The sequence below is a fragment of the Amycolatopsis keratiniphila subsp. keratiniphila genome (assembly GCF_001620365.2).
Classification (GTDB): Bacteria; Actinomycetota; Actinomycetes; order Mycobacteriales; family Pseudonocardiaceae; genus Amycolatopsis; species Amycolatopsis keratiniphila.
Window position 1 is genome coordinate 89,540 of sequence record NZ_LQMT02000029.1, and the last position, 26,139, is coordinate 115,678.

A 26,139-nucleotide genomic window follows, 5' to 3' on the forward strand; every position below is an offset into this window, starting at 1 on the left:
GAGCGGCAGGGTAGGCTCACTTCCGCGGTCGACGAATCCGCGCGGGAGAGACCGAGTCGATAACCGTTGAGCTCGGCGCCGAAGGAGCAAGTCCTCCCCGGAACCTCTCAGGCACCCTGGACCGCGCGGAAGAGACGCCTCTGGAAAGTGGTTCGCCAGGTCACAGCCTGGCGGCCCCGCCGACGGTGCAAGCCCGGCTCAACACTCGGGCGAAACTCTCAGGCGCCCCCTCGGGGGTACGGACAGAGTGGGGAGGGCCAGGACAATCGTCCCGGCCCCACCCCCGCGTCTTGGGAGGTCCCCGATGGAGCCCGTGTCACTGGCCGCTCTCGAATCCGGAACCCCCTTCGCGGACCGGCACATCGGTCCCGGTGCCGAAGAGCTCGAGCGCATCCTCGACGTCGTCGGCGTCGCCTCCCTCGAAGAGCTCGCCGAGCGGGCCGTCCCCGCGTCGCTGCGGGAGTCCGCGACCCCGCCCGACCTGCCGCCGCCCGCCACCGAGACCGGCGCGCTCGCCGAACTCCGCGCGCTGGCCGCGCGCAACCGGCCGATGGTCCAGATGATCGGCCTCGGCTACCACGACACCGTGACCCCGCCCGTGATCCGCCGCAACGTGCTGGAGAGCCCGGCCTGGTACACCGCGTACACGCCGTATCAGCCGGAGATCTCGCAAGGGCGCCTCGAAGCGCTGCTCAACTTCCAGACCATGGTGTCCGACCTGACCGGCCTGCCGATCGCCAACGCTTCCATGCTGGACGAGGCGACCGCCGCGGCCGAGGCGATGACGCTGGTCCGCCGAGCGGGCAAGGCGAAATCGAACCGGTTCGTGGTCGACGAGGACACCCTTCCGCAGACGATCGAGGTGCTGCGCACCCGCGCCGAACCGCTCGGCATCGACCTGGTGACCGCGGACCTGTCCCAGGGCATCACCGGACTCGGGCTCGGCGGCGACTTCTTCGGCGTGCTGCTGTCGTATCCGGGTGCTTCGGGGGTCGTCCGCGAATGGGAGCACACCATCGCCGAGGTCAAGGCGCTGGGCGCGGCCGTGGTGATGGCCGCGGATCCGCTCGCGCTGACCCTGCTGCGGCCGCCCGGTGAACTCGGCGCCGACGTCGCGATCGGATCGACGCAGCGCTTCGGCGTCCCGATGGGCTTCGGCGGACCGCACGCGGCGTACCTCGCCGTCCGGCAGGGGCTCGAACGGCAACTGCCCGGCCGGCTGGTCGGGGTGTCGAAGGACGCCGACGGCGCGCCCGCGTACCGGCTCGCGCTCCAGACCCGCGAACAGCACATCCGCCGCGAGAAGGCGACGAGCAACATCTGCACCGCACAGGTGCTCCTGGCGGTGATCGCGTCGATGTACGCGGTGTACCACGGCCCGGAAGGGCTGCGCGCCATCGCGAACCGCGCGCACCGGATGGCCACGGTGCTCGCGGCGGGCCTCGCCGAGAGCGGTGTCGACGTCGTGCACTGCGAATTCTTCGACACTGTCACGGTTTCCGTCCCGGGCCGTGCGGCGGGGATCGTCGGCACGGCACGGGAACTCGGGGTCAATCTGAGGCTCGTGGACTCCGACCACGTCGCCGTCACCTGCGACGAGACGACCACCCGTGAGCATCTTTCCTTGGTGTGGAAGGCGTTCGGGGTCGCGGTGTCCGATGTGGACTCGCTCGACACGGACACCGCGGACGGTTTCCCGCCGGATCTGCGCCGCACCGGCGACTATCTGACCCATCCGGTCTTCCACGCACACCGCTCCGAGACGGCGCTGCTGCGGTACCTGAGGGCGTTGTCCGATAAGGACGTCGCGCTCGACCGGAGCATGATCCCGCTGGGCTCGTGCACGATGAAGCTCAACGCCACGGCCGAGATGGAGCCGATCACGTGGCCCGAGTTCGCCGGGCTGCATCCGTTCGCGCCCGCCGAGGACGCGGCCGGTCTGCTCACCGTCGTCAAGGATCTGGAGCGATGGCTCGCCGGGATCACCGGTTACGACGCGGTCTCCCTGCAGCCGAACGCCGGAAGCCAGGGCGAGTTCGCCGGTCTCCTGGCGATTCGCGCGTACCACCGTGAACGCGGGAACGCCGCCCGTGACGTCTGCCTGATCCCGTCCAGCGCGCACGGGACGAACGCGGCCAGCGCGGTCATGGCCGGGATGCGCGTGGTCGTCGTGAAATGCGACGACGAGGGCAATATCGACCTCGGACACCTCAAGTCCACTGTGGACGAGCACGCGGACGACCTCGCCGCGATCATGATCACCTATCCCTCCACGCACGGCGTGTACGAGGACACCGTCCGCGAGGTCTGCGCGCTGGTGCACGACGCGGGCGGCCAGGTGTACGTCGACGGCGCGAACCTGAACGCCCTGATCGGGGTGGCGCAGTACGGGAAGTTCGGCGCGGACGTCTCGCATCTCAATCTGCACAAGACCTTCTGCATCCCGCACGGTGGCGGCGGACCGGGTATCGGCCCGATCGGGGTTCGCGCGCATCTGGCGCCGTACCTGCCGAACCATCCGCTGCAGCCGGACGCGGGCCCGGCGACCGGGGTGGGGCCGATCAGCGCCGCGCCGTGGGGGAGCGCGTCGATCCTCCCGATCTCCTGGGCCTACGTCCGGATGATGGGCGCGGAAGGCCTGAAGCGGGCGACGCTGACCGCGGTCGCGAACGCCAACTACGTCGCCAAACGGCTCGCCGAGCACTACCCGGTGCTGTACTCCGGGCACGACGGCCTGGTCGCGCACGAATGCATCCTCGATCTCCGCGCGCTCACCAAACGGACCGGCGTCACCGTGGACGACGTCGCCAAGCGGCTGGCCGACTACGGGCTCCACGCGCCGACGATGTCCTTCCCGGTCGCGGGGACGCTCATGGTCGAGCCCACCGAGAGCGAGGATCTCGGCGAACTCGACCGGTTCTGCGACGCGATGATCGCGATCCGCGGCGAGATCGAGAAGGTCGCCGCGGGGGAGTGGCCGCTGGAGGGCAGCCCGCCGCGGAACGCGCCGCACACCGCGCGTTGTCTCGCGGGTGAGTGGGATCGCCCGTACAGCAGGGAGATCGCGGTCTTCCCGGCCGGGTTCACCGCCTCGAAGATCTGGCCCCCGGTGCGCCGGATCGACGGGGGCGCGGGTGACCGCAACCTCGTCTGCTCCTGTCCGCCACCGGAGGCCTTCGCGTGAGGGTCAGCCGGGCATCTTGTCGAGAAAACCCAGCACCTGCTTGATCCGTCCGTCCTCGACGGTGATGACGTCGAAACCGATCGCCAGCGGCTCCTCCGCGCCCTCCGGGCCGAGGTACCACTGGAACCGCGCGATGTCGTGATGCGCGTCGGGCGCCGCGGGCAGGCTGAACTTCAGCCCCGCGAACTGGGCCTGCGCGCCGGCGATGAAGCCGTCGACGCCGTCGTGGCCGGTGACGGCGCCGAGCGGGTCGGTGTAGGCGGCGTCCTCGGTGAAGACGTCGGCGATCAGGGCGCGGCGCTTGTCCGCGTCGGTCTCGTTCCACACGGCGATGTACTGCTCGGCGACGCGCTGGATGTCCGACATGGTGTCTCCTCTTTTCGTTGTGGGGTAACCGATGCCGCAACTCTGTCGGCCGAGGGCGGGTCCCGTCGATTACGCGGGAGGTAATGGCGGCGCGGCACCCGGGGCCGTAGGTTCGTGATCGTGACGACCACAGTGAGCGCGGGCCGCCCCGTCGGGGAACTCCTCCGTGAATGGCGTGACCGCCGCCGGATCAGCCAGCTGGATCTCGCCATCTCGGCGGACATCTCCACCCGGCACCTGAGCTTCGTCGAAACCGGCCGGTCCAAGCCCAGCCGCGAGATGGTGCTGCGGCTCGGCGAACATCTGGAGGTGCCCTTGCGGGAACGCAATCAGCTGCTGCTGGCCGCGGGGTACGCGCCCGCGTACGCCGAAACCGGTCTCGCCGCCCCGGAGCTGGCGGCCGTCCGCGAGGCGGTGCGCCAGCTGATGACCGGCCACGAGCCGTACCCGGCCGCCGTCGTCGACCGCTGGTGGAACCTGGTCGACGCCAACGCGAGCATCTCGCTCATGACCGGCCTGGTCTCGCCGGCCCTGCTGACACCGCCGGTCAACGTCCTGCGGGTGACGCTGCATCCGGAGGGGATGGCGCCGTACGTACTGAACCTGGGGGAGTGGCGTGCCCATCTGCTCGGCAGGCTGCGGCGTCAGGTGATCCAGACCGCCGACCCGATGCTGACCGAGCTGCTGGAGGAACTGCTCACCTATCCGTGTGCGGACCCCGTTCCCGAGGTGGAGGTCCCCGGACCGGGTGACATCTTCGTCCCGTTGAAGCTGCGGCACGAGGACGCCGAACTCACGTTCTTCAGCACGGTCTCCACCTTCGGGACGCCGCTGGACGTCACGGTCGCCGAGCTGGTGATCGAGTCCTTCTTCCCGGCCGACGCGGACACGGCCGAATATCTGCGCGCGTACGCCGCGCGTGGGATGGAATGATGCGGGACAAGAAGCCCAGCCGCAGACCCCAGTGAGGATTTCCCTTCCATGGCCGTGCCTTCCGTCGTCCTGAACAACGAGGTAGCCATCCCCCGACTCGGTTTCGGCGTCTGGCAGGTGCCCGCGGGCGACACGGCCAAGGTCGTCCGGACCGCCATCGAGGCCGGGTACCGCAGCATCGACACCGCCGCGTCGTACCGGAACGAAGCCGGGGTCGGCGAGGCGATCCGCTCGGCGGGAGTGCCCCGCGACGACCTGTTCGTCACCACGAAGCTGCCGAATCCGGGCCACGGTTACGACGAGGCGCTGCGGGCGTTCGACGCGAGCCTCGCGGAGCTCGGGCTGGACCACGTCGATCTGTACCTGATCCACTGACCGATGCCCGCCCGCGGGAAGTACGTCGAAACCTGGCGGGCGCTGGAAAAGCTCTACGCGGACGGCCGGGCGCGGGCCATCGGGGTGTCGAACTTCCATGTCCCGCATCTGCGGCGGCTGTTCGACGAGACCGGGATCGTGCCCGCGGTCAACCAGGTCGAGCTGCATCCCCGGCTTCAGCAGAAGGCGTTGCGGGAGTTCCACGCCGAGCACGGCATCGTCACCGAGGCGTGGAGCCCGCTCGCGCAGGGATCCCTGCTCTCGGACGCGACGCTGACCGCCCTCGCCGCCAAATACGGCAAAAGCCCCGCGCAGCTCGTATTGCGCTGGCATCTGCAGCTCGGCACGGTCGCCATCCCGAAATCCGTGACACCGTCCCGGATCCGCGAGAACTTCGACGTCTTCGACTTCGAACTCGCCGAAGACGATCTCGCGGCGCTCGCCGAGTTCGACGACGGAACGCGCACCGGCCCGGACCCGGACACCTTCTCCTCGTGATCACGCGAGTTGCGGGTTCAATCACGCGAGTCACGGCTGCGCGCACGCCGGCCTCATCACTCACGAGGTACGGGAAAGGCCCCTTCCCGAGCGGCGAAGGGGCCTTTCCCGTGGTTCGGGGCCTCAGGTGGCCTTGATACCCGCGGCCGCGAAGTCGGCCTGCTGGGCGGGCTGCTGAAGGTACTGGCGGAACGTCTGCGCGGCGCGCATCTGGACCTCGTCGATGGTCTTGCCGGCGAGCCCGACGAGCGGGTAGTCGGCGGACCGCGCGGTCGCGACCGACTGGGCGGGTGAACCGACCAGTTCGGGCTTCGCGGTGTTCAGCTCGGTCACCCAGTAGGAGGACTCGGGGATCCAGGCGGCGGGAAGGCCGCCGATGGAGTCGAGGTTGGTCCGCCCGACGAGGCCGTCGAGCACGGACGCGGAGGAAAGCGCGTCGATCTGGATGACCACGCAGTGGTCGCGGACCACGGTCGCGGCGTTGTTCCACCGCTCGGCCGCCGCGCGGACCGGCTTCTCGATGCTGGGGGTGACGATGACCCGCATCGGGGTGTCGCCTGCGCTGCACGCCTTGGCCTGGGCCTCGGCGCGGGTGTTGAGCTCGCCGTCCGCCCAGTTCCAGCCGAGCACGCCGATCGCGACCAGGACCACGAGGACCAGGCAGGCGATGGGCCACTTGGCGATCCGCCGCCGCGGGGCCTTCTTCCCGACGATCCGGTGCGAACCGGTCGCCTCACCACGACCCTGAGGCCGCTTCGGCGGGTCGAGGGGATGCGGCACCGGCTCCTCGACCGCGCTGTGTCGCCCCATCGTTGTCCTTTCGAAACGTGCGCGCTCGCGCTGCGTATGCAATCAAACCGTTATCACTCTAACAGGGGAGGATGTTACGGGGAATGCGACGACTCACAGTTGTTTTCCGCGTGTCGCGGGAACTTTCCTTAACTCGCTCAGAAGTCGTTGGCAATGCGCTATCAGGTGCTCACGCAGCGGCGCGGCCCGGCGGGCGAAACCGGCCTGTGCGCGGGCGTACGCGGCTCGGCCTTCCGGGGTCTCGATCCGCACGGGCGAGTACCCGAACGACGCCAGATCGTACGGGCTGGCCCGCATGTCCAGCTCGCGGATGTCCGCGGCCAGCTCGAAGCAGTCCCCGACCAGCTCGGCGGGGACGAACGGGTCGAGTTTGTACGCCCATTTGAACAGGTCCATGTTGGCGTGCAGGCAGCCCGGCTGCTCGAAGTCGACCTGGTCCTCCCGCGCCGGCCGCAGGATGTTGAGCGGCCGGGCGGGCTCGGTGAAGAACCGGAACGCGTCGAAATGTCCGCATCGGATCTCCAGCGACTCGACGACGCCGTCGGTCCCCGCCGAACCGAGCCGGAGCGGAAGCTGTGAGTGGCGAACCTCATTCGCGGATTCCCGGTAAACCATTGCCCATTCGTGAAGCCCGAAACAACTGAGTCTCGGAGAGCGGGACGCGGTCGCGGAAAGCAGCCGGAGGACGAACTCGGCGGTCTTGGCCCGGCCCTCGGTGAAGCCCGCCGGATCGAGCATGACGCCGTCCGGTGTCTCCAGGTAGCCCTTCCGCTCCAGGAACCGGCGCGCGGACGCGCCTTCGAGCACGACGCCCGGGCCCGGTTGCCAGCGCTCGAGATGCCCTGGCCGGTGCGAGTAGTAGCTGAAGAGGAAGTCGAGCACCGGATGCTTCTCGCCCCGCGAGCGGCGGCGCTGGTGCGGTGTCGTCCAGCGCCGCATCCGCGTCACGTGCTCGTCCTCCCGGGCCCGCCACACGGGCTCGGGAAGGACGGTCATGACATGACGTGGGTACCGTCGCGGACGGTTCCCACGTATTCCTCGACGAGGTCCTCCAGCGCGACGACGCCGACCGCGGCGCCGGCCGGGCTCAGCGCCCGCGCCAGGTGGCTGCCTTCCTTGCGCATCGCCGACAACGCCTCGTCCAGCCGGGCGTCGGCGTGCAGTTCGGTGAGCGCCCGCGTCTTGTCCGAGGGCACCACGGTGGTCGGATCCTCGCCGACGAGGTCGAGGATGTCCTTGACGTGGATGTAGCCGGTCAGCGTCCCGTCGTCGGTGCACACCGGGAAGCGGGAGAACCCGGTCGAGGACACCGCGCGCTCGACATCGCCCAGCGTGGGCGAGCAGGGCAGCGTGGTCAGCTGAGCCGTCGGGACCAGCACGTCCGCCACCGTCTTCTCCACCGAGGACAGTGTCTTGCTCAGCCGCTGGTGCTCGGAGTGCTCCAACAGCCCCTCGCGCCGCGACTCGCTGAGCAGTTCGGCGAGTTCGTCGGAGGTGTAGGCGGTTTCGAGCTCGTCCTTCGGCTCGACCTTGACCACCCGCAGCAGCGAGTTCGCCACGAAGTTCAGCAGCCAGATGAACGGGTTGGCGAGCTTCACCCAGGCCACGTGCACCGGGACCAGCCACAGCGCCAGCCTCTCCGGCTCGGCGATCGCGAGGTTCTTCGGCACCATCTCGCCGATGAGGACGTGCAGGATGGTGATGAACGCCAGCGCGATCGCGAACGAGATCGGGTGCAGCAGGACATCGGGAATCCCGAGCAGCTCGAAGAATCCGGCCAGCTGGTGCGCGACGGCCGGCTCGCCGAGCCGTCCCAGCAGCAGCGAGCAGATGGTGATGCCGAGCTGCGCGCCCGCCAGCATCAGCGAGACGTTCTTGCTCGCGTTGATGACGATCCGGGCGCGGGTCTTCCCCTGCTCCAGCAAGGCTTCCAGCCGGTCGCGGCGCGAGGAGATGAGCGCGAACTCGGCGCCGACGAAGAACGCGTTGGCCAGCAGCAGGACCACGACGAGGAAGATGTTGAACCAGTCGCTCATCGGGCGGGCTCCTGCTCGGCGGAGGTCGCGGTTTCGCTGACCCGGCGGACTTCGACCTCGGCGATGCGGAGACGGTCCATTTTGGTCACCGTGAGCCGCCAGGCGTCGAGATCGGTGGCGTCGCCGGGGGAGGGGATCCGGCCGAGCCGTTCGAGGATCAGCCCGGCGATGGTCTCGTAGTCGCCGTCGGGCATCCGGAACCCGGTCTCGTCGGTGACCTCGTCGGCGCGAAGCTGTCCGGACACGAGCCAGTTGTCGGCGCCGACCTGCTGGGAGGACGGCGCTTCACGCTCGTCGTGCTCGTCGCGGACGTCGCCGATGATCTCCTCGACGACGTCCTCCAGGGTCACCAGGCCCGCGGTGCCGCCGTACTCGTCGACGACGATCGCCAGCTGGAACCGGGAATCCCGCAGCCGGTTGAGCAGCGAGTCGCCCGGCAGCGATTCGGGAACCGTCGGGATCGGCCGCATGACCGAACCGATCCGCACCGTGGCGCGCTGGGCGGCCGGGACGGTGAACGCCTGCTTGATGTGCACCGCACCCTGTACGTCGTCGAGATCCTCGGTGTAGACCGGGAAACGCGAAAAGCCGGTGCGACGCGAGATCTCGATGAGATCGGAGATCGTGTCGTCCACGGTCAGTGATTCGAGCTGGACGCGCGGCGTCATCAGCTCGTCGGCCGTCCGCTCACCGAAGCGCAGCGACTTGTCCAGCAGTTCGGCCGTCGACGTGTCGAGCGTGCCGCTTTCCGCGCTGGAGCGCACGATCGAGCCGAGTTCCTGCGGCGACCGGGCCGACCGCAGTTCCTCCTGGGGCTCGACGCCGAACTTGCGGACGAGGAAGTTGGCGCTGTTGTTCATCAGGGTGATGAGCCAGCGGAACAGCGACGAGAACCTCGAGTGGTATCCCGCGACGGCACGCGCGGTCTGCAGCGGCCGGGCGATCGCGAGGTTCTTCGGCATCATTTCGCCGAGGATCATCGACAGCGACGTGGCCAGGATCAGCGCGACGGCCAGCGAGACACCGTTCGCCACGCCTTCGGAGAACCCGACGGCGGTGAACAGCGGGTGCAGCAGGTCACCGATCACCGGTTCCGCGAGGTAACCGGTGATCAGGGTGGTGATGGTGATCGCCACCTGGGCACCGGAGAGCTGGAACGAGAGCGTGCGGTGCGCCTTCTGCACGGTGTGCGCACGTTTGTCGCCGACCTGGCGGACGTTCGCGTCGACCGTGCTGCGTTCGAGCGCGGTGAGGGAGAACTCGGCGGCGACGGCGAGGCCGGTGCCGACGGTCAGCAGGAGGAACAGGAGAATGCCGAGAACGGCGAGCAGGATTTCCATCATTTCCTGCCGGCGGGAAGAGCCGCGGAACAGCCGGGTGTGCCACCCGGCTCGATACTGTCACCAGGTGACTGCGCGTCGCGCACGAAAAGAGTCACTCCTCGATCGGAATCAACTGACACCGCCGCTGTACTGCGACGATGGGACAATCTTAACGCGTTCCCCCGGTCGCGTGGGCACGGTGCCGCCGCACGCTCTCCTCGACCAGGTCGAGCACGGGGCCGAGATCGTCACCCGGCTGGCCCATCGCGAGGTGGGAGACGAGACCTTCGAGAACCAGTTCGAGATACGCGGTCAGGATGACGACGTCGACGTCGTCACGCAGGATCCCGGCCTCGCGCTGGCGCTCCAGACGACGGCGGGTCGCGGCGGTCAGCTGATGGGACCGCTCGGCCCAGCGGGCACGGAACTCGGGGTCGGTGCGTAACCGGCGGGAGACCTCCAGCCGCGTGCCGAGCCAGTCGGCGGGGTGTTCGCTGCGGTTCGTCAGCAGCTCGCGCATCACCTGGACGAGACCCTGCTCGGCGACGATGTCGGCCATGCGCACCGCGTCGTCCTCGGCCAAGGCGAGGAAGAGGGACTCCTTGTCGCGGAAATGGTGGAAGATCGCGCCACGGGACAGGCCGGTGGCCTCTTCCAGCCGCCGGACGGTGGCACCCTCGTAACCATGGCGTGCGAAGCACACGCGCGAGCCGTCGAGGATCTGGCGCCGGCGTGCGTCGAGGTGATCCTGGCTGACCCGTGGCATCCTGGAATCCTGTCACCGGGAACCCGGTTAATGCAATCCGTACGTACGTACTGTGACCAGTTCGCGGGATGATCCACCCTCAGCGGGAACCGGACGGCTCCGAGACACGTCCGATCACTCGGCCGGATCGGCTGACACGTCGTCCGCCGCTTGGCTACTCTTTGTCCATCACCGTGTGTGAGTGCTGAGGGGAAGGTGCGGGTGTGAACATCATCGGCGACGCCGCGAGCGCGATCAAGGCCGTCTGGGGTGACCTCACCACGCCGAAGGAACCGACCGTTTACGGCGGTGGGGGCGGCGGTGGCGGCGGGTTCGAGATGAGCCCCGAGGAGCTGAAGACCGTCATCGGGCTGTGGCAGGACGAGCTGAAGAAGGTCTCCGAGGACGGTATGAAGATCGAGGACATCCTCGCCGATCTGAGTCCGCCGGGCCGGGACGAGGCCAGCTCCAGCTATGTCGATTCCGGCGTTGATTCGCTGCTCGCCTTGCAGAAGCAGAACGACTCGATGAAGGAATACATCACCGGCTACATCGCGAAGCTCGAGATCGCCAGGACGAAGACGATGGTCACCGACCAAGCCAACACCATGCGCACGACCTGAGGATGCCGAACGTGTTGAGGAAACGCGCCGCTGTGGCGGCGCTCGTGCTCGTATCCGTCGCGGTGGCGGGCTGCACGGGGGAGAACCCCGGGAAACCGTCGCCCAGCAGTGGGTCGGCGCCGTCGTCGGAGTCTTCCGGCGCACCGGAGGATCCGAACGTCCCGAAGGTGGCGAATCCGCTGGACGCTTCGGCGTACGTCGGTGACGCCTGCAAGCTGCTTCCCGCCGCCTCGGCGGCGGAGCTGGGGTTCACCGAGCCCGGCGAGCCCAGGTCCGAGTCGAGCAATCCGAGCTGCGGTTGGTTCATCAGGGGCAAAGGCGAGACACTGCAGGTCATCCTCGGCAGCGGAAACCGCGAAAAGGGCACGGGCGGCCTGGCCGGAATGTACAAGGCCAAGGAATCCGGGCAGCTGCGGTTTCTGGAGCCGGGCCCCGAGGTCGACGGCTACCCGACCGTCTATTACGGAATCCAGGACCGGCGGGCGCGCGGTAACTGCGATCTCGCGGTGGGCGTCGCGGACGACCTGACGGTCAACACCCTGGCCGCCGGCTACGGCGACGAACAGGATTCCTGTGGGACCGCGCAGAAGGTCGCGTCGGCCCTGATCAAGACACTCAAGGGGGCATGAGGGTGGACGGCAAACAGATCTACGAGAACTTCACCCAGGGCGACACTCGCAACCTGCGCAGCGCGGCCGATCGCGTCGCGGAGCTCTCGAACGCCTACGTCGAGCGTGGCATGGCCATCAAGTCCCTGCAGACGCGGATGACGGCGTCCTGGACCGGTTCCGCCGCCGACGCGGCCAACGCCGGTGCCGGCCCGCTCGAGCAGGCCTTCAAGGAGACCGCCGACCCGCTGTTCCAGACCAGGGACTCGGTGACGACGCAGGCCGACAGCTTCGACGATTCGGGGTCGTCCGTCGTCCCCGTGCCGCCGAAGCCGGACAAGCCCAACCCCTGGACGACCGGCCTGAAGGGCGCGATCCCGATCGCCGGGCCGTTCATGGTCAACAACGACATCAAGAACTACCAAGAGGGCGTCGCGAAGCACGAGGCGGCGAACCAGAACAACGTCCGCGTGATGGACCAGTACGACTCGGTCACCAGCAGCACGAGCTCCAGCCTGCCGACCGACTACGGCGTGCTGAAGAGCGACGGCGCGGACGTCAGCGTCAAGACCCCCGGCGGTACGCCCCCGGTCCACCCGCCGGTCATCCCGGTCAAGCCGATCAGGAACGGCGGCGGGGACGACAACGACGGCACCGACACCAGCGGCACGGACGACAACGGCACCAACCCGAATCAGAACAGGCCGGGCGGCGACGACCGCACCCCGACCAAACCGGGCCCCAACGACGACCGCTCGGTGATCCCGAGGGACCGGCCCGACCCCACCATCCCGCCCCCCACGACGCGCAAGCCGGGCGACGGGGACGACACCACACGCCCGACCGGCGGTGGCAAGGGCAAGCCGGGCCCGACGACCGATATCCCCGGCAGGACTCCCGGACGTGGTCCCGGCGGAGACTCGGACAACGTCATCGGCCTGCCGAACGGCCCCGGCCAGAACTACAACCCCAATGGCCCGGGCCAGAATCCGCCGGGAACCAGCGGTGGTCGCAACGTGCCCCCGTCCAACAGTGCCGCGGGCAGGCTGCTCGGTGGCGAGGGCGGCACCGGCGGCAAGGCCGGCGCTCCCGGTTCCGGCGGTCTCGGCTCGGGTAGGGGCTCCGGTATTGGCGGCATCGGAGGCCTGGGCGGTGCCGACCACCTGGCCGGTGGCCGTGGCGGCGCCGGCCGTGGCGGCGCGGGGGCGATGGGCGGCCCGATGGGAGCCGGTGGCAGGCGCGCGGACGGCGACGAGGACGACGAGCACCAGCGTCCCGACTACCTGATCGAGGCCGACCCGGACGCGATCTTCGGCACCGACCAGCGGACCAGTCCGCCGGTCATCGGCGAGTAGCGGATGACCGTGAGAACAGGCCGGGTGGACGTCCCGGTCGAAGCCTTGGCGGCGCTCGCCGAACGCGAACGCGTCGGCGAGCTGCACATCACGCTGCGTCCCGAACCGCGCTGGCTGTCCAGGACGGCCCGCGCGGAGGCGGACAAGCGAGTGGAAGCGGCGCTGGCGCAGGCCGGGCTGCTGGATTCGAGCGGCCGCGCGTCGGTCGACTTCCTGGACTGGCTTCCGGTGCTCACGAAACCGGCCATCGAGTACTACGGCTGGGTGAACACCGGAGGCCAGACCTACGGCGTGCTCGCCGCTTCGCTGGGACTGCAGGCGGTCCTGGCGGTGGCGTCCGGCGACTGGGTCGGGTTGCAGGAGATCGATCGGCGACGGTTGCCCGAAACGCTGATCGAGCAGCTGCCGCCCGTCCCGGCGGGCGGCGGCAGGCTGCGCACGGTCCGCGCGTACGAGCTCGAGGAAGCGGCCCGCCGCGGCCCGGACACGCATTCGCTGCCGCCGGTGATCGCGGACATCGTCAGCCTCGTGCAGCGGCCGGTCGAGGGGAGTGGCGAGCTCTACGTCGGCAAGCGGGACGAGGTCGGCAGGCATGTGGCCGCCGAGGATCCGCTCCACTTCGCCGACACCGACTGGGGCCGGTACCTCAGCTACACGACCGGCCACGGCAACGACGCCGTCGTCCACATCGGACCCGCCGGCCCGGCGGAGCTGGTAGACGCGCTTCAGCACGTCTCCAGCACCTTGGCCGGCTAGGCCGTCACCACGGAAACACCGCCCGGAGCGCGGCCGAGATCGGTTCGAGGTCGGCGACGAGTTGCTCGAGTTCGTGGGCGCTCAGGGCGCCGTACGGCGTCTCCGCGAGCCGGTCGGTCATGGCCTCGACGCGTTCCTTCGCGGCGCGGCCGTCGGGGGTGAGCCAGCCGTCCGTCCCGATGAGACCGCGGTCGCGCATACCGTCGACGACCGTGGTCAGCTGGTCGGCGGGAAGGTGCCAGACCCGGCCGAACTTGTTCGCGGGGATGCCGGTCGACAGGGCGTGGAGCACGTGGGACTCGGTTCCGCCGATGCCTTCGGCCAGCAAGGCGACGGTGTGGCCGTCGCCGCGGTGTTCACGCAGGAGGGTGGCGGCGTGCCACAGCCTGGCCACGGGCTCCTGCGGGACCGGAAGCGTGCGAAGGGCGGCGTAGAGGGCACGTCCCTCCACCGGTGCGCTGGTCGCCGCTTTCAGGAGAAGGTCACCTGCACGGGTGACCCGAGGGGAGTCGGCGAGCTCGCCGAGAATCCGCCGTATCCCCGCGACGCAGCCCCGTTCGCGGGCGGCTAGCGCCGCCTCGGGCGTGGTCAACTCCCAGACCTTCGGGATGTGGCGGGCCACCTCGCCGGGGGCGAAGTTGTAGAAGATCGCGTGGATCACCTCGGCGGGCACCGACCGGCCGAACGGTGCGGCCCGGCCCGCGAAGTAGGCGTCCCATGGGTTGCGCAGGCCGAGCGCGATCAGCGCCTCGTCCGACTCGTCGGCGAAGTAGGGCACCAGGCCGATGGGCTCGACCAGGTCGTACATGCGGCGGGCGTGCGACATCTCATCCCCTGAGGTTCGTGGCGGCACCCTCATGGTGGCCGCTCACCTTGTCCACGAACGTCCAAGGCCTGAACAGACACTCTGGCTGACGGAAATTCGGGGAACGTGGGGTGAAGGGGACTTTCACCGCATCCGACGCGAGGAAAGTCCCCTTCACCCCACTTCGGATGCCAACAAAAAGCGCGCGCCCGGACACTCACTGCCGCTATTGTGACAGCGCTGTTGTATTTCTGGCTGGGTCTGGGAGGACGAGAACGTGACACGGCTGTATCCGGAAATCGAACCGTACGACCACGGGATGCTCGACGTCGGCGACGGGCACCTCGTGTACTGGGAGGTCTGCGGTAATCCCGACGGCAAACCCGCCGTCACGCTGCACGGTGGCCCCGGGACCGGCTGCAGCACCGGCCTTCGCCGGTATTTCGACCCGGCCAAGTACCGCGTCGTGCTGTTCGACCAGCGAGGCTGCGGCCGGAGCACCCCGCACGCGGGAGAGCCCGAGGCCGACCTCTCCACCAACACCACCGACCACCTGATCGCCGACATGGAACGGCTTCGCGAGCACCTGGGCATCGAGAAGTGGCTGCTCTTCGGCGGTTCCTGGGGCTCGGTGCTCGCGCTGGTCTACGCCGAGCGCCATCCGGACCGGGTCTCGGAGATGGTCCTGATGGGCTTGGCGACCGGACGGCGGAGCGAGACCGACCTGCTCACTCGCGGCCTCGGTGGCGTCTTCCCCGAGGCATGGGCGAAGTTCCGTGACGGCGTTCCCGAGGAGGACCGCTACGGTGACCTGGCGGCGGCATACCTGAAGTTGCTGATGGACCCCGATCCGAAGGTGCACGGGAAGGCGGCGGCCGACTGGTGCGCCTGGGAGGACGCGATCATCCCGACCTCCCCGCCGTACAAGAGCTTCGAAAGTCCGGAGTTCCGGCTCGCCTTCGCCAGGCTGGTCACGCACTACTGGAGCCAAGGGTCCTTTTTGGACGAAGGCGTGGTCCTGCGGGAGGCCGGGAAACTGGCCCACATCCCGGCAGTGCTCGCCGAAGGAAGTCTCGACCTGGGCAACCTCATCGGCACGCCGTGGGAGCTGGCACACGCGTGGCCCGGCAGCGAACTGGTGATCATCGACGAGGTCGGCCACAGCACCCAGGACGAGCCGATGCGCGAAGTCCTCATCGGGGCGACGGACCGCTTCGCTTCCTGAACGAGCGTGAAGGCCCCTCGGAGGGAGGGGCCTTCACCTCGTTGTCAGGGGATGACCAGCGCGGGGGCGGATTCCGGGGCGGTGGCGTCCGAACGGGTGGTTTCGGCCAGTCGCAAACCCGTCGTGCGGGGTGCGATCCGGTCGAGGTTCCACGAACTCAGCAGCAGGGCCACCTTCGCCCGCATCTCGGTCCGCAGGCGCAGGAACGAATCGGCGGGGTCGGCGCCGACCTCGCCGAGCAGGAGCCACCAGGCCCACGCGGCCGCGCCGGCGTTCGCGACGAAGTCCGGGATCACCGGGATACCGCGGGCCGCAAGTGCCGCTTCCGCGTCGGGTGTGGTCGCCGCGTTGGCCGCTTCGATGACGACCTTCGCCTTGAGGGCGCCCTGGTTCCCGGCGCGCAACGCGTAGGAGATCGCCGCCGGGACGAGGATGTCCGCCTCGGTCGCCACGATCTCGTCGCGGGGGAGCAACCGTACGTCGGCGGGGAGCCGGCTCCGGTCGACCTCGCCGTAGGAGTCACGCAGTTCCAGCAGAGCCGGGATGTCGAGGCCTTCGGGCCGGTACAGCGTGCCGGCCGCGTCGGCGACCGCGACCACCTTCATCCCGGCTTCGTGCAGGTACCAGGCCGCGCCGCCGCCCATCGTGCCGATGCCCTGGATGGCGACCGTGGTCTCGTCGGCGTCCCATTCCCACGCGTCGGCGACACCGAGGCAGGCCTGTGCGACGCCGTAGCCGCCGATCACGTCGCCGAGCAGGAGCCCGCCGGGGACAGGGGTGTTCAGCCCGGCCTGCACACGCCGAAGGGTGTGCGCCGGATCGGCCGAACGACGGATCGCGGCGTGGTACGACTGCTCGAGCCCGAGCTTCGCGAACACCTCGTCGATCAGGTGCTGGGGCACGCCGAGGTCTTCGGCGGTCACCCAGTGGTTCTCGATCCACGGCCGCAGGAACGAGCAGAACCGTTCCAGCACACCGAAAGCACGTTCGTCCTTCGGATCGAAGTCGATACCGCCCTTGGCTCCGCCCACCGGCAGGCCGAAGGTCGCGGTCTTGTTCGCCATCCCCCTCGCCAGGTCCTCGACCTCGGTCATCGTGCAGCCCGCGCGCATCCGGGTCCCGCCGGTCGCGATGCCGGAGACCAGGCTGTGCACTACGAGGTAGCCGGTGGCACCGGTGACGGGGTCGGTCCAGACGAGCCTCATCAGCGGTTCGGCGTTCCTCGCGGCCATGCGGCCACCTCCTTCGTGGATTCGGGGTCGTTCCTGCGCCACTTCCGAGGGTGCGCCCGCGCGGGCGCGCGCGTCCATTTACCGAATCTGAACGATGATGTGCAGAGAAACTGGTGTAACGCGTCACCGGGCGTCCGCGACCGCACCCGATTACGTTGGGGTTATGGAGCTTTCGTTGCACCGCCTGCGGATGCTCCGCGAGCTGAGCAGGCGCGGCACCGTCACGGCGGCGGCCGCTTCGCTGCATTACACCGCTTCGGCGGTATCGCAGCAGCTGGCTCAGCTGGAGCGGGACGTGGGCGCGAAGCTGTTCGAACGATTCGGCAGACGGGTGCAGCTGACCGAACTGGGGTTGCTGCTCACCGAGCACGCCGAGGAGATCCTGGGGTCGGTCGAACGGGCGACACTGGCCTTGGAGGAGGCACAGGAGACCGTTTCGGTCCGTCTCATGGCCGGGGTGTGGGCTTCGGTCGCGTCCGGTCTGCTGCCGCACGCGCTGGCCGCGCTCGCGGGTGAGCATCCGGGCATCCAGGTCCGGACCCGTGAGCTGGCTCCAGAGGACACCGCCGACGCCGTCCGTGACGGCGAACTGGATCTGTCGTTCGTCCTCGACTATTCCGACGCGCCGATGCCGTGGGACGCGGGACTGGAGCGCGCGGTGATCGCGGTCGAACGGCTGCACGCCGCCGTACCCGCCGGTGCGGTACCCGCCGGGAGTGCTTCTCTGCCCGAACTGGGTGAGCATCCCTGGATCCTCGCCAGCCCGAAGAGTCATTTCGGTCGCGCGGTGCGCACGGCTTGTCATCGGCACGGATTCGAACCGAAGATCAACCACGAGGTCGAGGAGCAGTCGACGGCGATGGCGATGGTCAGGGCGGGGCTCGGGGTGACCCTCGTTTCCGACCTCGGGCTCGGGCTGCGGCCGCCGGGGATCGACGTCGTCGCGTTGACCACACCGTTGCTCCGGACGGTTTCGATCGCCTACCGGACGACCTCGTCACGGCGGCCGGCGCTGCAGCTGGTGATCGAGGCGGTGCGGAACGCGGCGGCCGCACTGGGCCTGGGCACGGAGCCCGCTTTGCCCTGATCGTCCCGTCCCGGACGGTGGTCCGGGAATCCTGCCCGGCAAGAACCGGCCTGATTTTGTCGGACCTCGCGTGTAGCGTCCGAAGTCAAGGTATCTCAGTTATCGGACAACCGACTGGACGGCGGAAAGATGACTACTGTTCATGATTTCCCCGAGAAGTCCGGGAGCGCGTCGAACGCGACGGCGAAGGTTCTGTCGGACCGCGCCGAAGGTGAGGCGTATGTGGCTTCCGTGTGCTTCAAACACGGGCCACCGAGACTTCTCGGCGTAGAGCTGGAATTCACCGTGCACTACGCCGACGATCCCGCCCGGCCCCTCGATCCCGACGATCTCGCCGCCGCGCTCGGCCCGCATACGCCGCGGACACTGCGCCCCGACAGCCCCGCCCTCCCGCTTCCGGCAGGTTCACCGCTGAGCCTCGAGCCCGGATGCCAGGTGGAGATCTCCGCTCGACCACAGACCACGCTGCGCCACCTGGACGCCGTCGTCTCGGCCGATCTGGCCCATCTCGAAAGTCTTCTCGCCGCACAAGGCCTGTACCTGGGGGACACCGGGATAGACAGGCATCGCGCGCCCGCCCGCAAGCTGGGCACCCCTCGCTACGCCGCGATGGAACGCCGCTTCGCCCCGATGGGCGCCGGCGGCGCGACGATGATGTGCAGCACCGCGGGCCTGCAGGTCTGTGTGGACGCCGGCGAGGCGCACGACCTGGCCGTCCGCTGGGCCGCCGTGCACGCGCTCGGTCCGCCGCTGCTCGCCACCTTCGCCAATTCCCGGATCCACGCCGGACGCGACACCGGCCACGCGTCCGCGCGCTGGCTCGCCGTCATGGAGACGGAAAAGGCCCGCACCCGGTCGGCGGAACCGGGCAAGGATCCGGCCGCCGAGTGGGCGGACAGGATCCTGGACACCCCGCTGATGGTGCTTCCGGGTTCCGACGGCCACTGGGACGCGCCCGATTCCCTGACCTTCGCCGACTGGATCGACGGACGGGGCGAGGGCGCCGGGCTCGGCAAGCCGACCGAGGAAGACCTGGCCTATCACCTGACGACGTTCTTCACCCCGGTCCGTCCACAGGGGTACCTGGAGATCCGCTACCTGGACGCCCAGCCCGCCGCCAGGTGGCTGCATCCGGTGGCCCTGCTGGCCGCACTGCTCGCGCGTCCGTCCACAGTGGACAAGGTGCTCGAACTGTGCGAACCGGTCGTGGGCAGATGGGAGTGCGCGGCCCGGTTCGGCCTCGCCGACCAGGCGATCGCCGACGTCGCGAGCAAGGTGGTGGACCTCGGTTGTGCGGAGCTGGGCACGACCGGTCTGCCGCCGGAGACCATCACCGAGATCAGCGAGGGCGTGCAATCCCTCGTGAGGGGTTCGAGGAGCCACCAGTCATGAGCGTGGAAAGCACCGAGACCAACCCGCTTCGCGCGCTGAGCCCGCAAGACCTGCGGGCCCACGCGGCCGAGGCGCTCACCAGGGCCCGCGAGCGCAGTGTCGCGCTGACGAGCGTCGACGACGAAGACCTGGTCCGCCAGCATTCGAAACTGATGTCGCCGCTGGTCTGGGACCTCGCGCACATCGGCAGCCAGGAGGAGCTCTGGCTGGTACGCGACGTCGGCGGCCGCGAGGCGCTCCGGCCCGACATCGACGACATCTACGACGCGTTCCAGCACGCCCGCGCGGATCGCCCGGCGCTGCCACTGCTGGGCCCGGAGGAAGCGCGCAAGTACGTCCGCGAGGTCAGGGAGAAATCCTTCGACATCCTGGAAACCGTTCCGCTGCAAGGCAGGCGGCTCACCGAGGACGCCTTCGCCTTCGGCATGATCACCCAGCACGAGCAGCAGCACGACGAGACGATGCTGGCCACCCATCAGCTGCGCAAGGGTGATCCGGTGCTGCACGCGCCCGCCCCGCCGCCGTCACGGTCCGGGCCGCTGCCCGCGGAGGTGTTCGTGCCCGGCGGTGCCTTCACCATGGGCACTTCCGCCGAGCCGTGGGCGCTGGACAACGAACGTCCGGCGCACGAGGTCGCGGTGGACGCCTTCTTCATCGACACCACGCCGGTCACCTGCGGGGCGTACGCCGAGTTCCTCGATTCCGGCGGTTACGAAGACCCGAAGTGGTGGAGCGAGCGCGGCTGGGCGTACCGCAGCGAGCACGGCATCGACGCGCCACGTTTCTGGAAACGGGAGCAGGACGGCTGGTGGCGGACGCGGTTCGGCGTCTACGAGAAGGTGCCCGCCGCGGAACCCGTGGTCCACGTTTCCTTCCACGAGGCCGAGGCGTACGCCGCCTGGGCGGGGCGTCGCCTGCCGACGGAGCCGGAGTGGGAGAAGGCCGCCCGGTTCGACCCGGCGACCGGCCGGTCGCGCCGGTTCCCCTGGGGCGACGAGGAGCCGACCCCCGACCACGCCAACCTCGGGCAGCGGCATTTGCGGCCCGCGGAGGTCGGCGCGTATCCGGCGGGTGTCTCGCCGCTGGGCGTCCACCAGCTGATCGGCGACGTCTGGGAGTGGACCAGCAGCGGTTTCGAGGCGTATCCGGGATTCGCCGCGTTCCCGTACAAGGAGTACTCGGAGGTCTTCTTCGGCGGGGACTACCGGATCCTGCGCGGTGGCTCGTTCGGGACGGACGCGGCGGCCATCCGCGGCACGTTCCGCAACTGGGATCACCCGATCCGGCGGCAGATCTTCTCCGGGTTCCGCTGTGCCCGGGACGCGCGGCCGAGCGAGGTGGCCTGAGCGGCATGTGCCGTCACGTCGCGTATCTCGGCGAGCCGCGTTCGCCCGCCGAGACGCTCTTCCACGCCCCTCATTCGCTGCTCGTGCAGTCGTACGCCCCCCGTGACATGCGGGGCGGCGGCTCGGTCAACGCGGACGGGTACGGCCTCGGCTGGTACGCCGAAGGCCCCGAGCCGCTGCGGCTGCGCCGGTCCGCTCCCTTGTGGACGGACGGGGATCTGCCCGCCCTCGCCGGATCGGTCCGCTCGCACGCCTTCCTGGCGGCGGTCCGTAACGGTACGACGGGGATGCCCGTGGTCGAGGCGGCGAACGCGCCGTTCACCGGCGGCGGCTACCTCTTCAGCCACAACGGGCTGGTCCGGGGCTGGCCGGACTCGATGGCCGAGCTCGCCGCGAAGCTGCCGATCACCCGGCTGATGACCCTGGAGGCGACCACGGATTCGGTACTGCTGTGGGCTTTGCTGCGTGAACGGCTGGAGGCGGGCGAACACCCGCTCGCGGCCGTCACCTGGCTGACCGGAGTGGTCGAGGAGGCGGGGCCGGGTTCTCGGCTCAATCTCCTATTGACCGACGGCCGGACGCTCATCGGTACCGCGTGGACGCATTCCCTGTCCTATCGGGACACCGGAGACGGTGTGCTCGTCGCGTCGGAACCGTGCGACGACGATCCCGGATGGACTCCCGTTCCCGACCGCCACGCCGTCCGGGTCACCGGCGCGGGCGTGGAGATCCTGCCCCTCGAAGCCGATCGGAGCCCTGAGGCACGATGACCGAACTCGACCTCGACGTACACCACAGCGAATCGGATATCACCGAGCAGCTGCGCGCGGACGTCCGGACCGGCCTGGAGGCGGACCAGAAGTGGTTGTCGCCCAAATGGTTCTACGACGCGCGCGGCAGCGAGCTGTTCGAGAAGATCACCGCCCTTCCCGAGTACTACCCGACCCGGAGCGAGCGGGAGGTGCTCGCCGTGCGCGGTGGTGAGATCGCCGCGAGCTCGGGCGCGCACACCCTCGTCGAACTCGGCTCCGGATCGAGCGAGAAGACGAGGCTCCTGCTCGACGCGCTCACGAGTCACGGCACGCTGAAGGAGTTCGTCCCGCTGGACGTGTCCGAAACCGCGCTCGCCGAGGCGGCTGAAGCCATCACCGCCGACTACCCGTCCCTCGAGGTCCGCGGCGTGGTCGGCGACTTCACCCAGCACCTCGACCTGCTGCCGGGCGACCGGCCGCGGATGGTGGTCTTCCTCGGCGGCACGATCGGGAACTTCCTCCCCGCGGACCGCGCCACCTTCCTGCGCTCGGTCCGGGAGGTGCTCGACGAAGGGGAGTGGTTCCTTCTCGGGACGGATCTGGTGAAGGACCGGGAGACCCTGGAGCGCGCGTACGACGACGCGGCCGGGGTGACCGCCGAGTTCAACCGCAACATGCTCCACGTGATCAACAACGGCCTCGGCGCGAACTTCGACCCGGCCGCGTTCGACCACGTCTCGTATTGGGACGAGGAGAACGAATGGATCGAAATGCGCCTGCGTGCGCGTGAGGCGCTGACCGTCGACATCCCGGGCGCCGACCTGCAGGTGAAGTTCGCCGAGGGGGAATACGTGCGCACCGAGATCTCCGCGAAGTTCCGGCGGGAGGGAATCGCCGCGGAACTGGCCGAAGCCGGTTTCTCCGTGGAGAAATGGTGGACGGACTCGGAATCGCGGTTCGGGGTGAGCCTGGCAAGATCTGTCCGTGGCTAACCCTCTCACATCGCTCGCCCGCGTACTCGGCACCAAACCGTGGCTGATGGGGCTCGCGGGCGGGATCATCTGGGTGGACAAGAGACTTCACCGGCTGTTCAAGGGGAAGGTGAGCCTGGTCGCGCTGGCCGGGCTCCCTTCCCTGCGGCTGACCACGACCGGGCGGAAGAGCGGGCTGCCCCGCGCTACCAATCTTTTGTACTTCCCGCACGGTGAGGATTTCGTGCTCGTCGGCTCCAATTGGGGGAAGCCGAACGATCCTGCGTGGACACACAACCTGCGCTCGAATCCCGAGGCGGTCGTCGCGCTGGCAGGCAAGGAGATCCCGGTCAGGGCCAGGGAACTGCTCGGTGACGAGTACGAAGCGATGTGGAAACTGCTGGTGGAGTTCTGGCCCGGTTACTCCATGGAGGCCGAGGCCGCTCGCCGTGTGTTACCGATTTTCGAGTTGAAGACAACCACTCGATAGGTTCGTACCATCCTTTCGGCCGGTGACTGGGTTACCGGCCTGTGCGAGGCTCCTTTGGTGTTACGCGCCGTGACGTCGGCGGCGCATCGTGCGACGTGGTCCGTCACGTCGCCAGCCGAGGGAGGAGTCGTTTTGCCGAGATCCACAAGGAGGCCGGTGCGCGGTTTCGCACTGGTAGGGGCACTCGTGGCCGGCGCCGCGCTGACCGGGGCGTCCGGGACGGCGGTCGCCGCCCAGGAAGCCGGGCCGCCCGCCGCCCAGGTCGGCGCGACGGCGCCGGTGAACTGGGGTGCCTGCACGGCGGACCAGCTCCGCGGTGTTCCGGCCGATCAGGTGAAGTTCTACAGCTGTGCCCGGTATCGCGTGCCGATCGACCACGACAACGCGGCGCTCGGCACGATCGACATCGCGATGCTGAAGCGGGCGGCGAAGACGCCCGACAAGAAGGTCGGTTCGCTGTTCCTGAACCCGGGCGGTCCGGGCGGCTCCGGGTTCCGGATGCCGATCGGCGCCACGAACTACTTCCAGCCGCAGGTGCTGGACCGGTTCGACCTGATCGGGTTCGACCCGCGCGGCGTCGGGGCCAGCAACCCGCTCAAATGCTTCACCACGCAGGAGGACGCGGACGACGTCTTCGCCGCGCAGATCCCCGTGCCGCTGTCGCGGCAGGAGATCTCCGGGACGCTGGCCTCGTACCGCGACTACGGCCAGTTCTGCAAGAACAACGCGGGCGCGCTGCTGAACCACATGTCCACCAAGGACGTCGTGCGTGACCTCGACAAGATGCGGGCGGCCGTCGGCGACCAGAAGCTGACGTTCGCCGGCTTCTCGTACGGGACCCTGATCGGGTCGACGTACACCTCGATGTTCCCGAAGCAGAGCCGGGCGATCGTCATCGACGGCAACGTCGATCCGGCGCTGCGCACCAGCGACGGCGTGCAGTACGACCGCGAGCGCGCTCGCGGGTTCGAGATCGCGCTGGACGCCTTCCTGCGCAAGTGCGCGCAGGTCGGGCCGAAGTGCTCGTTCAGCGCGGGCACGCCGCGGGACAAGTTCGACGAGATCCGCGACCACCTGCGCCAGCAGCCGATCAAGCTGCCGGACGGGAGCAGCTACGACATCAACGCGTTCACCAGCACGGTGGCCGGGGTGCTGTACTCGCCGACGTCGTTCCCGCCGCTGGCCGACGACCTGCAGGCGCTGTACAACGTCGTCCACCCGCCCGCGGCGCAGACGCAGGCGGCGCAGGCCGTCGAGCTGAAGGTGCTGCGGTCCGGGGCGAACGGGCGCGCGGACGCGAATCCGGACAGCCCGTACACCGGCGACGACTCGTACTTCGCCGTGAACTGCTCGGACAAGAAGATCACGATCAAGCAGGAGAAGGTCCCCGAGATCGCCGCGAAGTGGGAGAAGGAATCGCCCACTTTCGGTCGCTACCAGGCGTTCTCGGACGTGGCGGGCTGCCCGGTGTGGCCGGTGAAGAAGCCGGACGTCTACCGCGGCCCGTGGCAGGCCAAGACCGACACCCCGGTCCTGGTCGTCGGCAACTACTACGACCCGGCGACCCAGTACCTGTTCTCGAAGCGGATGGCCGACCAGCTGGGCAACGCCCGGCTCCTCTCGGTCGACGCCTTCGGGCACTGCATCCTGGGCGACTCGCTCGGGGTGGACAAGGTGACGGCCGACTACCTGATCGACCTGAAGGTCCCGGCCAACGGCCAGGTTTTCCAGCCGAACGTCCAGCCGTTCGAAACCGCCTGATCCAGGGCTGAAGACCACGAAGGCCACCGTCTCGGCGGTGGCCTTCGTGGCGTCCGGGGACCGGTCCCGAACTCCCGGCCCTAGGGTTCCGGACGGGGAGGGCCGGATCGGCCCCTGGGCGAACCCCACGTCCAGGAGATCCGGGTGGGTAACCAGGGCACCGGCTTCGGCTTGGTCGCGGCCGCCGGTGCGCCTGGCTCACCCCTCGGTTTCAGACGCTGACGCTCGCGTAGGCGTCCAGACCGTAGTTCGAGGCGTACGCGTTCTCGACCCCGACCAGCAGGTCGACCACCTCGAAGTACCGGTCCCAGAACGGCGTCTCGCGCAGCGCCTCGACGAGCAGCTGGTACGAGTGGTGGTCTTCGGCCTCCCAGACCCACACGTCGGTCACTCGCGCGGAGTAGAACTCGGTGTCGAAGAAGCGGGACCGGACGCCCTTCACCTTGCTTTCGATGGCGGGGAGGATCTCGGTCTTGAAGGCCTCCACGCGCTGTTCGACGGTCAGCCCGAGCCATTCGGGTGTGGTCTTCACCAGCATGAAAGCGGTCACTTCGGACATGGTGCTTCCTCTCGATCAGGCGTAAGCGCCGGCTTCGATGTCCTCGGCCAGGCTCGGTCCGTAGGGGGTCCACTTCAGGAGTTCGCGCGTGCGGTCGCTGGACGCGGACATGTCCAGTGCGAAGAACCGGCCGACGAAACCGAAGTGCTCGGCGGCGTTCTCCGGGGCCACGGACATCACCGGGACGTCGAGCGTCCGTCCGATGGCTCCGGCGATCTCCTTCGTGGTGACGGCTTCTTCCGCGACCGCGTGGAGCAGCGAGCCGGTGGGCGCGCCTTCCAGTCCCAGGCGGACGAGCCGGGCCGCGTCGGTGCGGTGCACGGCGGCCCACGCCGCACTGCCGTCGCCGAGATACCCCGATACGCCGTGCTTGCGGGCGGCCGCGACGAGGGCGGCGACGAAACCGTGGTCGCCCACGCCGTGCACGGACGGCGCGAAGCGGGCACTGATCACCCGCATGCCCTTTCCGGCGTATTCGAGCGCGAGGTTCTCGGCTCCGCCACGGTGGGAGCCGGGGCCGACGGCGGGGGAGAGGTCGGTCTCGGTGGCGGGGCGTCCGGTGGCGAGGGTCGAGAGGCCAGCAGCGAGAACGAAGGCCCGCCCGGTACCGGTCAAGGCGTCGGCGAAGGTCTGGACGGCCGCCCGCTCGGCCCGGTCGGATTCCGCCGGGTTGGCCCAGTCGTGCTTGTTCGCCAGGTGGATGACGGCGTCGGCCGCCTCGGCGCCGGCGCGAAGGCCGTCGAGATCGTCGAGGTCGCCGCGGCGGACCCGGGCGCCCTTCCGCTCCAGCGCGGCGGCTGAGGCGTCCGATCGGGCGAGACCGGTGACCTCGTGCCCGGCGTCGAGCAGTTCGTCCACGACGGCCGAGCCGATCCAGCCGGTCGCCCCGGTGACGAATACGTGCATGG

General features: G+C 69.1%; 24 protein-coding genes, 1 pseudogene and 1 riboswitch. Of the genes and pseudogenes, 15 read left to right on the top strand and 10 right to left on the bottom strand.

What is annotated here, in order from left to right; all coding sequences use genetic code 11:
- Nucleotides 1–32 precede the first annotated feature (32 nt).
- Nucleotides 33–134, top strand: a riboswitch (glycine riboswitch).
- Nucleotides 135–304: 170 nt separating this feature from the next.
- Nucleotides 305–3,184 (top strand): aminomethyl-transferring glycine dehydrogenase, encoded by a 2,880-nt coding sequence (gene gcvP, locus AVR91_RS28015; protein WP_063276000.1) that lies wholly within the window; start codon nt 305–307, stop codon nt 3,182–3,184.
- A gap of 3 nt (nt 3,185–3,187) precedes the next feature.
- Here gcvP and AVR91_RS28020 read toward each other — a convergent pair whose 3' ends face one another.
- Nucleotides 3,188–3,550, bottom strand: a complete 363-nt coding sequence (locus AVR91_RS28020; RefSeq protein ID WP_063275999.1) for a nuclear transport factor 2 family protein — start codon at nt 3,548–3,550, stop codon at nt 3,188–3,190.
- A gap of 114 nt (nt 3,551–3,664) precedes the next feature.
- On the opposite strand from AVR91_RS28020, the gene AVR91_RS28025 reads away from it, so the two are divergent.
- Together AVR91_RS28025 and AVR91_RS28030 are read left to right on the top strand one after the other, a co-directional pair.
- Nucleotides 3,665–4,483: a helix-turn-helix domain-containing protein gene (locus tag AVR91_RS28025; RefSeq protein WP_063275998.1), complete on the top strand. Its 819-nt coding sequence runs from the start codon at nt 3,665–3,667 to the stop codon at nt 4,481–4,483.
- Between the two features lie 48 nt (nt 4,484–4,531).
- Nucleotides 4,532–5,356: pseudogene (locus tag AVR91_RS28030) on the top strand (aldo/keto reductase).
- A 123-nt stretch (nt 5,357–5,479) separates the two neighbouring features.
- On the opposite strand, the gene AVR91_RS28035 reads toward AVR91_RS28030, so the two are convergent.
- The 5 genes from AVR91_RS28035 to AVR91_RS28055 form a co-directional block, all read right to left on the bottom strand.
- Nucleotides 5,480–6,166 (bottom strand): hypothetical protein, encoded by a 687-nt coding sequence (locus AVR91_RS28035; protein ID WP_063275997.1) that lies wholly within the window; start codon nt 6,164–6,166, stop codon nt 5,480–5,482.
- 93 nt (nt 6,167–6,259) lie between these two features.
- Complete coding sequence (locus AVR91_RS28040; protein WP_063275996.1) at nt 6,260–7,162, bottom strand: hypothetical protein; 903 nt, start codon at nt 7,160–7,162, stop codon at nt 6,260–6,262.
- The gene (locus AVR91_RS28045) at nt 7,159–8,202 is read right to left on the bottom strand and encodes a hemolysin family protein (protein WP_063275995.1); all 1,044 of its coding nucleotides are present in this window, start codon (nt 8,200–8,202) and stop codon (nt 7,159–7,161) included. The genes AVR91_RS28040 and AVR91_RS28045 overlap by 4 nt, the downstream gene beginning before the upstream one ends.
- Entirely contained in the window at nt 8,199–9,545 is a 1,347-nt protein-coding gene (locus AVR91_RS28050; protein WP_063275994.1) for a hemolysin family protein, read from the bottom strand. Before AVR91_RS28050 ends, AVR91_RS28045 begins: the two co-directional genes overlap by 4 nt.
- Before the next feature lie 148 nt (nt 9,546–9,693).
- On the bottom strand, nt 9,694–10,290 hold the full coding sequence (locus AVR91_RS28055; RefSeq protein WP_063275993.1) for a TetR/AcrR family transcriptional regulator: 597 nt from the start codon (nt 10,288–10,290) through the stop codon (nt 9,694–9,696).
- Between the two features lie 203 nt (nt 10,291–10,493).
- Between AVR91_RS28055 and AVR91_RS28060 the strand changes: the two genes are divergently transcribed.
- The 4 genes from AVR91_RS28060 to AVR91_RS28075 are packed head-to-tail and all read left to right on the top strand — an operon-like array spanning nt 10,494 to nt 13,611.
- Entirely contained in the window at nt 10,494–10,892 is a 399-nt protein-coding gene (locus AVR91_RS28060; protein WP_037337342.1) for a hypothetical protein, read from the top strand.
- A 2-nt stretch (nt 10,893–10,894) separates the two neighbouring features.
- On the top strand, nt 10,895–11,521 hold the full coding sequence (locus AVR91_RS28065; RefSeq protein ID WP_063275992.1) for a DUF3558 domain-containing protein: 627 nt from the start codon (nt 10,895–10,897) through the stop codon (nt 11,519–11,521).
- Nucleotides 11,518–12,855: a hypothetical protein gene (locus AVR91_RS28070; protein ID WP_083737767.1), complete on the top strand. Its 1,338-nt coding sequence runs from the start codon at nt 11,518–11,520 to the stop codon at nt 12,853–12,855. The genes AVR91_RS28065 and AVR91_RS28070 overlap by 4 nt, the downstream gene beginning before the upstream one ends.
- Nucleotides 12,856–12,879: 24 nt before the next feature.
- Nucleotides 12,880–13,611 (top strand): ESX secretion-associated protein EspG, encoded by a 732-nt coding sequence (locus AVR91_RS28075; protein ID WP_083737769.1) that lies wholly within the window; start codon nt 12,880–12,882, stop codon nt 13,609–13,611.
- A 4-nt stretch (nt 13,612–13,615) separates the two neighbouring features.
- Here AVR91_RS28075 and AVR91_RS28080 read toward each other — a convergent pair whose 3' ends face one another.
- The gene (locus tag AVR91_RS28080; protein ID WP_063275989.1) at nt 13,616–14,437 is read right to left on the bottom strand and encodes an SCO6745 family protein; all 822 of its coding nucleotides are present in this window, start codon (nt 14,435–14,437) and stop codon (nt 13,616–13,618) included.
- A 256-nt stretch (nt 14,438–14,693) separates the two neighbouring features.
- On the opposite strand from AVR91_RS28080, the gene pip reads away from it, so the two are divergent.
- Complete coding sequence (gene pip, locus AVR91_RS28085; RefSeq protein ID WP_143254126.1) at nt 14,694–15,641, top strand: prolyl aminopeptidase; 948 nt, start codon at nt 14,694–14,696, stop codon at nt 15,639–15,641.
- A 44-nt stretch (nt 15,642–15,685) separates the two neighbouring features.
- Here pip and AVR91_RS28090 read toward each other — a convergent pair whose 3' ends face one another.
- Nucleotides 15,686–16,873 (bottom strand): Glu/Leu/Phe/Val family dehydrogenase, encoded by a 1,188-nt coding sequence (locus AVR91_RS28090; protein WP_063275988.1) that lies wholly within the window; start codon nt 16,871–16,873, stop codon nt 15,686–15,688.
- A 163-nt stretch (nt 16,874–17,036) separates the two neighbouring features.
- Here AVR91_RS28090 and AVR91_RS28095 point away from each other — a divergent pair, with 163 nt between their 5' ends.
- From AVR91_RS28095 to AVR91_RS28125, 7 genes are all read left to right on the top strand, one after another.
- Nucleotides 17,037–17,960, top strand: coding sequence for a LysR family transcriptional regulator (locus AVR91_RS28095; protein ID WP_063275987.1), 924 nt, complete (start codon nt 17,037–17,039; stop codon nt 17,958–17,960).
- A gap of 129 nt (nt 17,961–18,089) precedes the next feature.
- Entirely contained in the window at nt 18,090–19,352 is a 1,263-nt protein-coding gene (locus AVR91_RS28100; RefSeq protein WP_063275986.1) for a glutamate-cysteine ligase family protein, read from the top strand.
- The gene (gene egtB, locus AVR91_RS28105) at nt 19,349–20,698 is read left to right on the top strand and encodes an ergothioneine biosynthesis protein EgtB (protein WP_063275985.1); all 1,350 of its coding nucleotides are present in this window, start codon (nt 19,349–19,351) and stop codon (nt 20,696–20,698) included. The genes AVR91_RS28100 and egtB overlap by 4 nt, the downstream gene beginning before the upstream one ends.
- Before the next feature lie 5 nt (nt 20,699–20,703).
- Nucleotides 20,704–21,468 carry an ergothioneine biosynthesis protein EgtC gene (egtC, locus tag AVR91_RS28110; protein ID WP_063275984.1) on the top strand — a complete coding sequence of 255 codons (765 nt, stop codon included), beginning with the start codon at nt 20,704–20,706 and terminating at the stop codon, nt 21,466–21,468.
- Entirely contained in the window at nt 21,465–22,442 is a 978-nt protein-coding gene (gene egtD / locus AVR91_RS28115) for an L-histidine N(alpha)-methyltransferase (RefSeq protein ID WP_063275983.1), read from the top strand. Before egtC ends, egtD begins: the two co-directional genes overlap by 4 nt.
- A 46-nt stretch (nt 22,443–22,488) precedes the next feature.
- Nucleotides 22,489–22,911, top strand: a complete 423-nt coding sequence (locus AVR91_RS28120) for a nitroreductase family deazaflavin-dependent oxidoreductase (RefSeq protein WP_063275982.1) — start codon at nt 22,489–22,491, stop codon at nt 22,909–22,911.
- 156 nt (nt 22,912–23,067) lie between these two features.
- Nucleotides 23,068–24,672 (top strand): alpha/beta hydrolase, encoded by a 1,605-nt coding sequence (locus AVR91_RS28125; protein ID WP_063275981.1) that lies wholly within the window; start codon nt 23,068–23,070, stop codon nt 24,670–24,672.
- A 211-nt stretch (nt 24,673–24,883) separates the two neighbouring features.
- Here AVR91_RS28125 and AVR91_RS28130 read toward each other — a convergent pair whose 3' ends face one another.
- Both AVR91_RS28130 and AVR91_RS28135 read right to left on the bottom strand, forming a co-directional pair.
- Nucleotides 24,884–25,231, bottom strand: coding sequence for a darcynin family protein (locus tag AVR91_RS28130; RefSeq protein WP_063275980.1), 348 nt, complete (start codon nt 25,229–25,231; stop codon nt 24,884–24,886).
- A gap of 15 nt (nt 25,232–25,246) precedes the next feature.
- Nucleotides 25,247–26,137 (bottom strand): SDR family oxidoreductase, encoded by an 891-nt coding sequence (locus tag AVR91_RS28135; RefSeq protein ID WP_063275979.1) that lies wholly within the window; start codon nt 26,135–26,137, stop codon nt 25,247–25,249.
- Nucleotides 26,138–26,139: the final 2 nt, after the last annotated feature.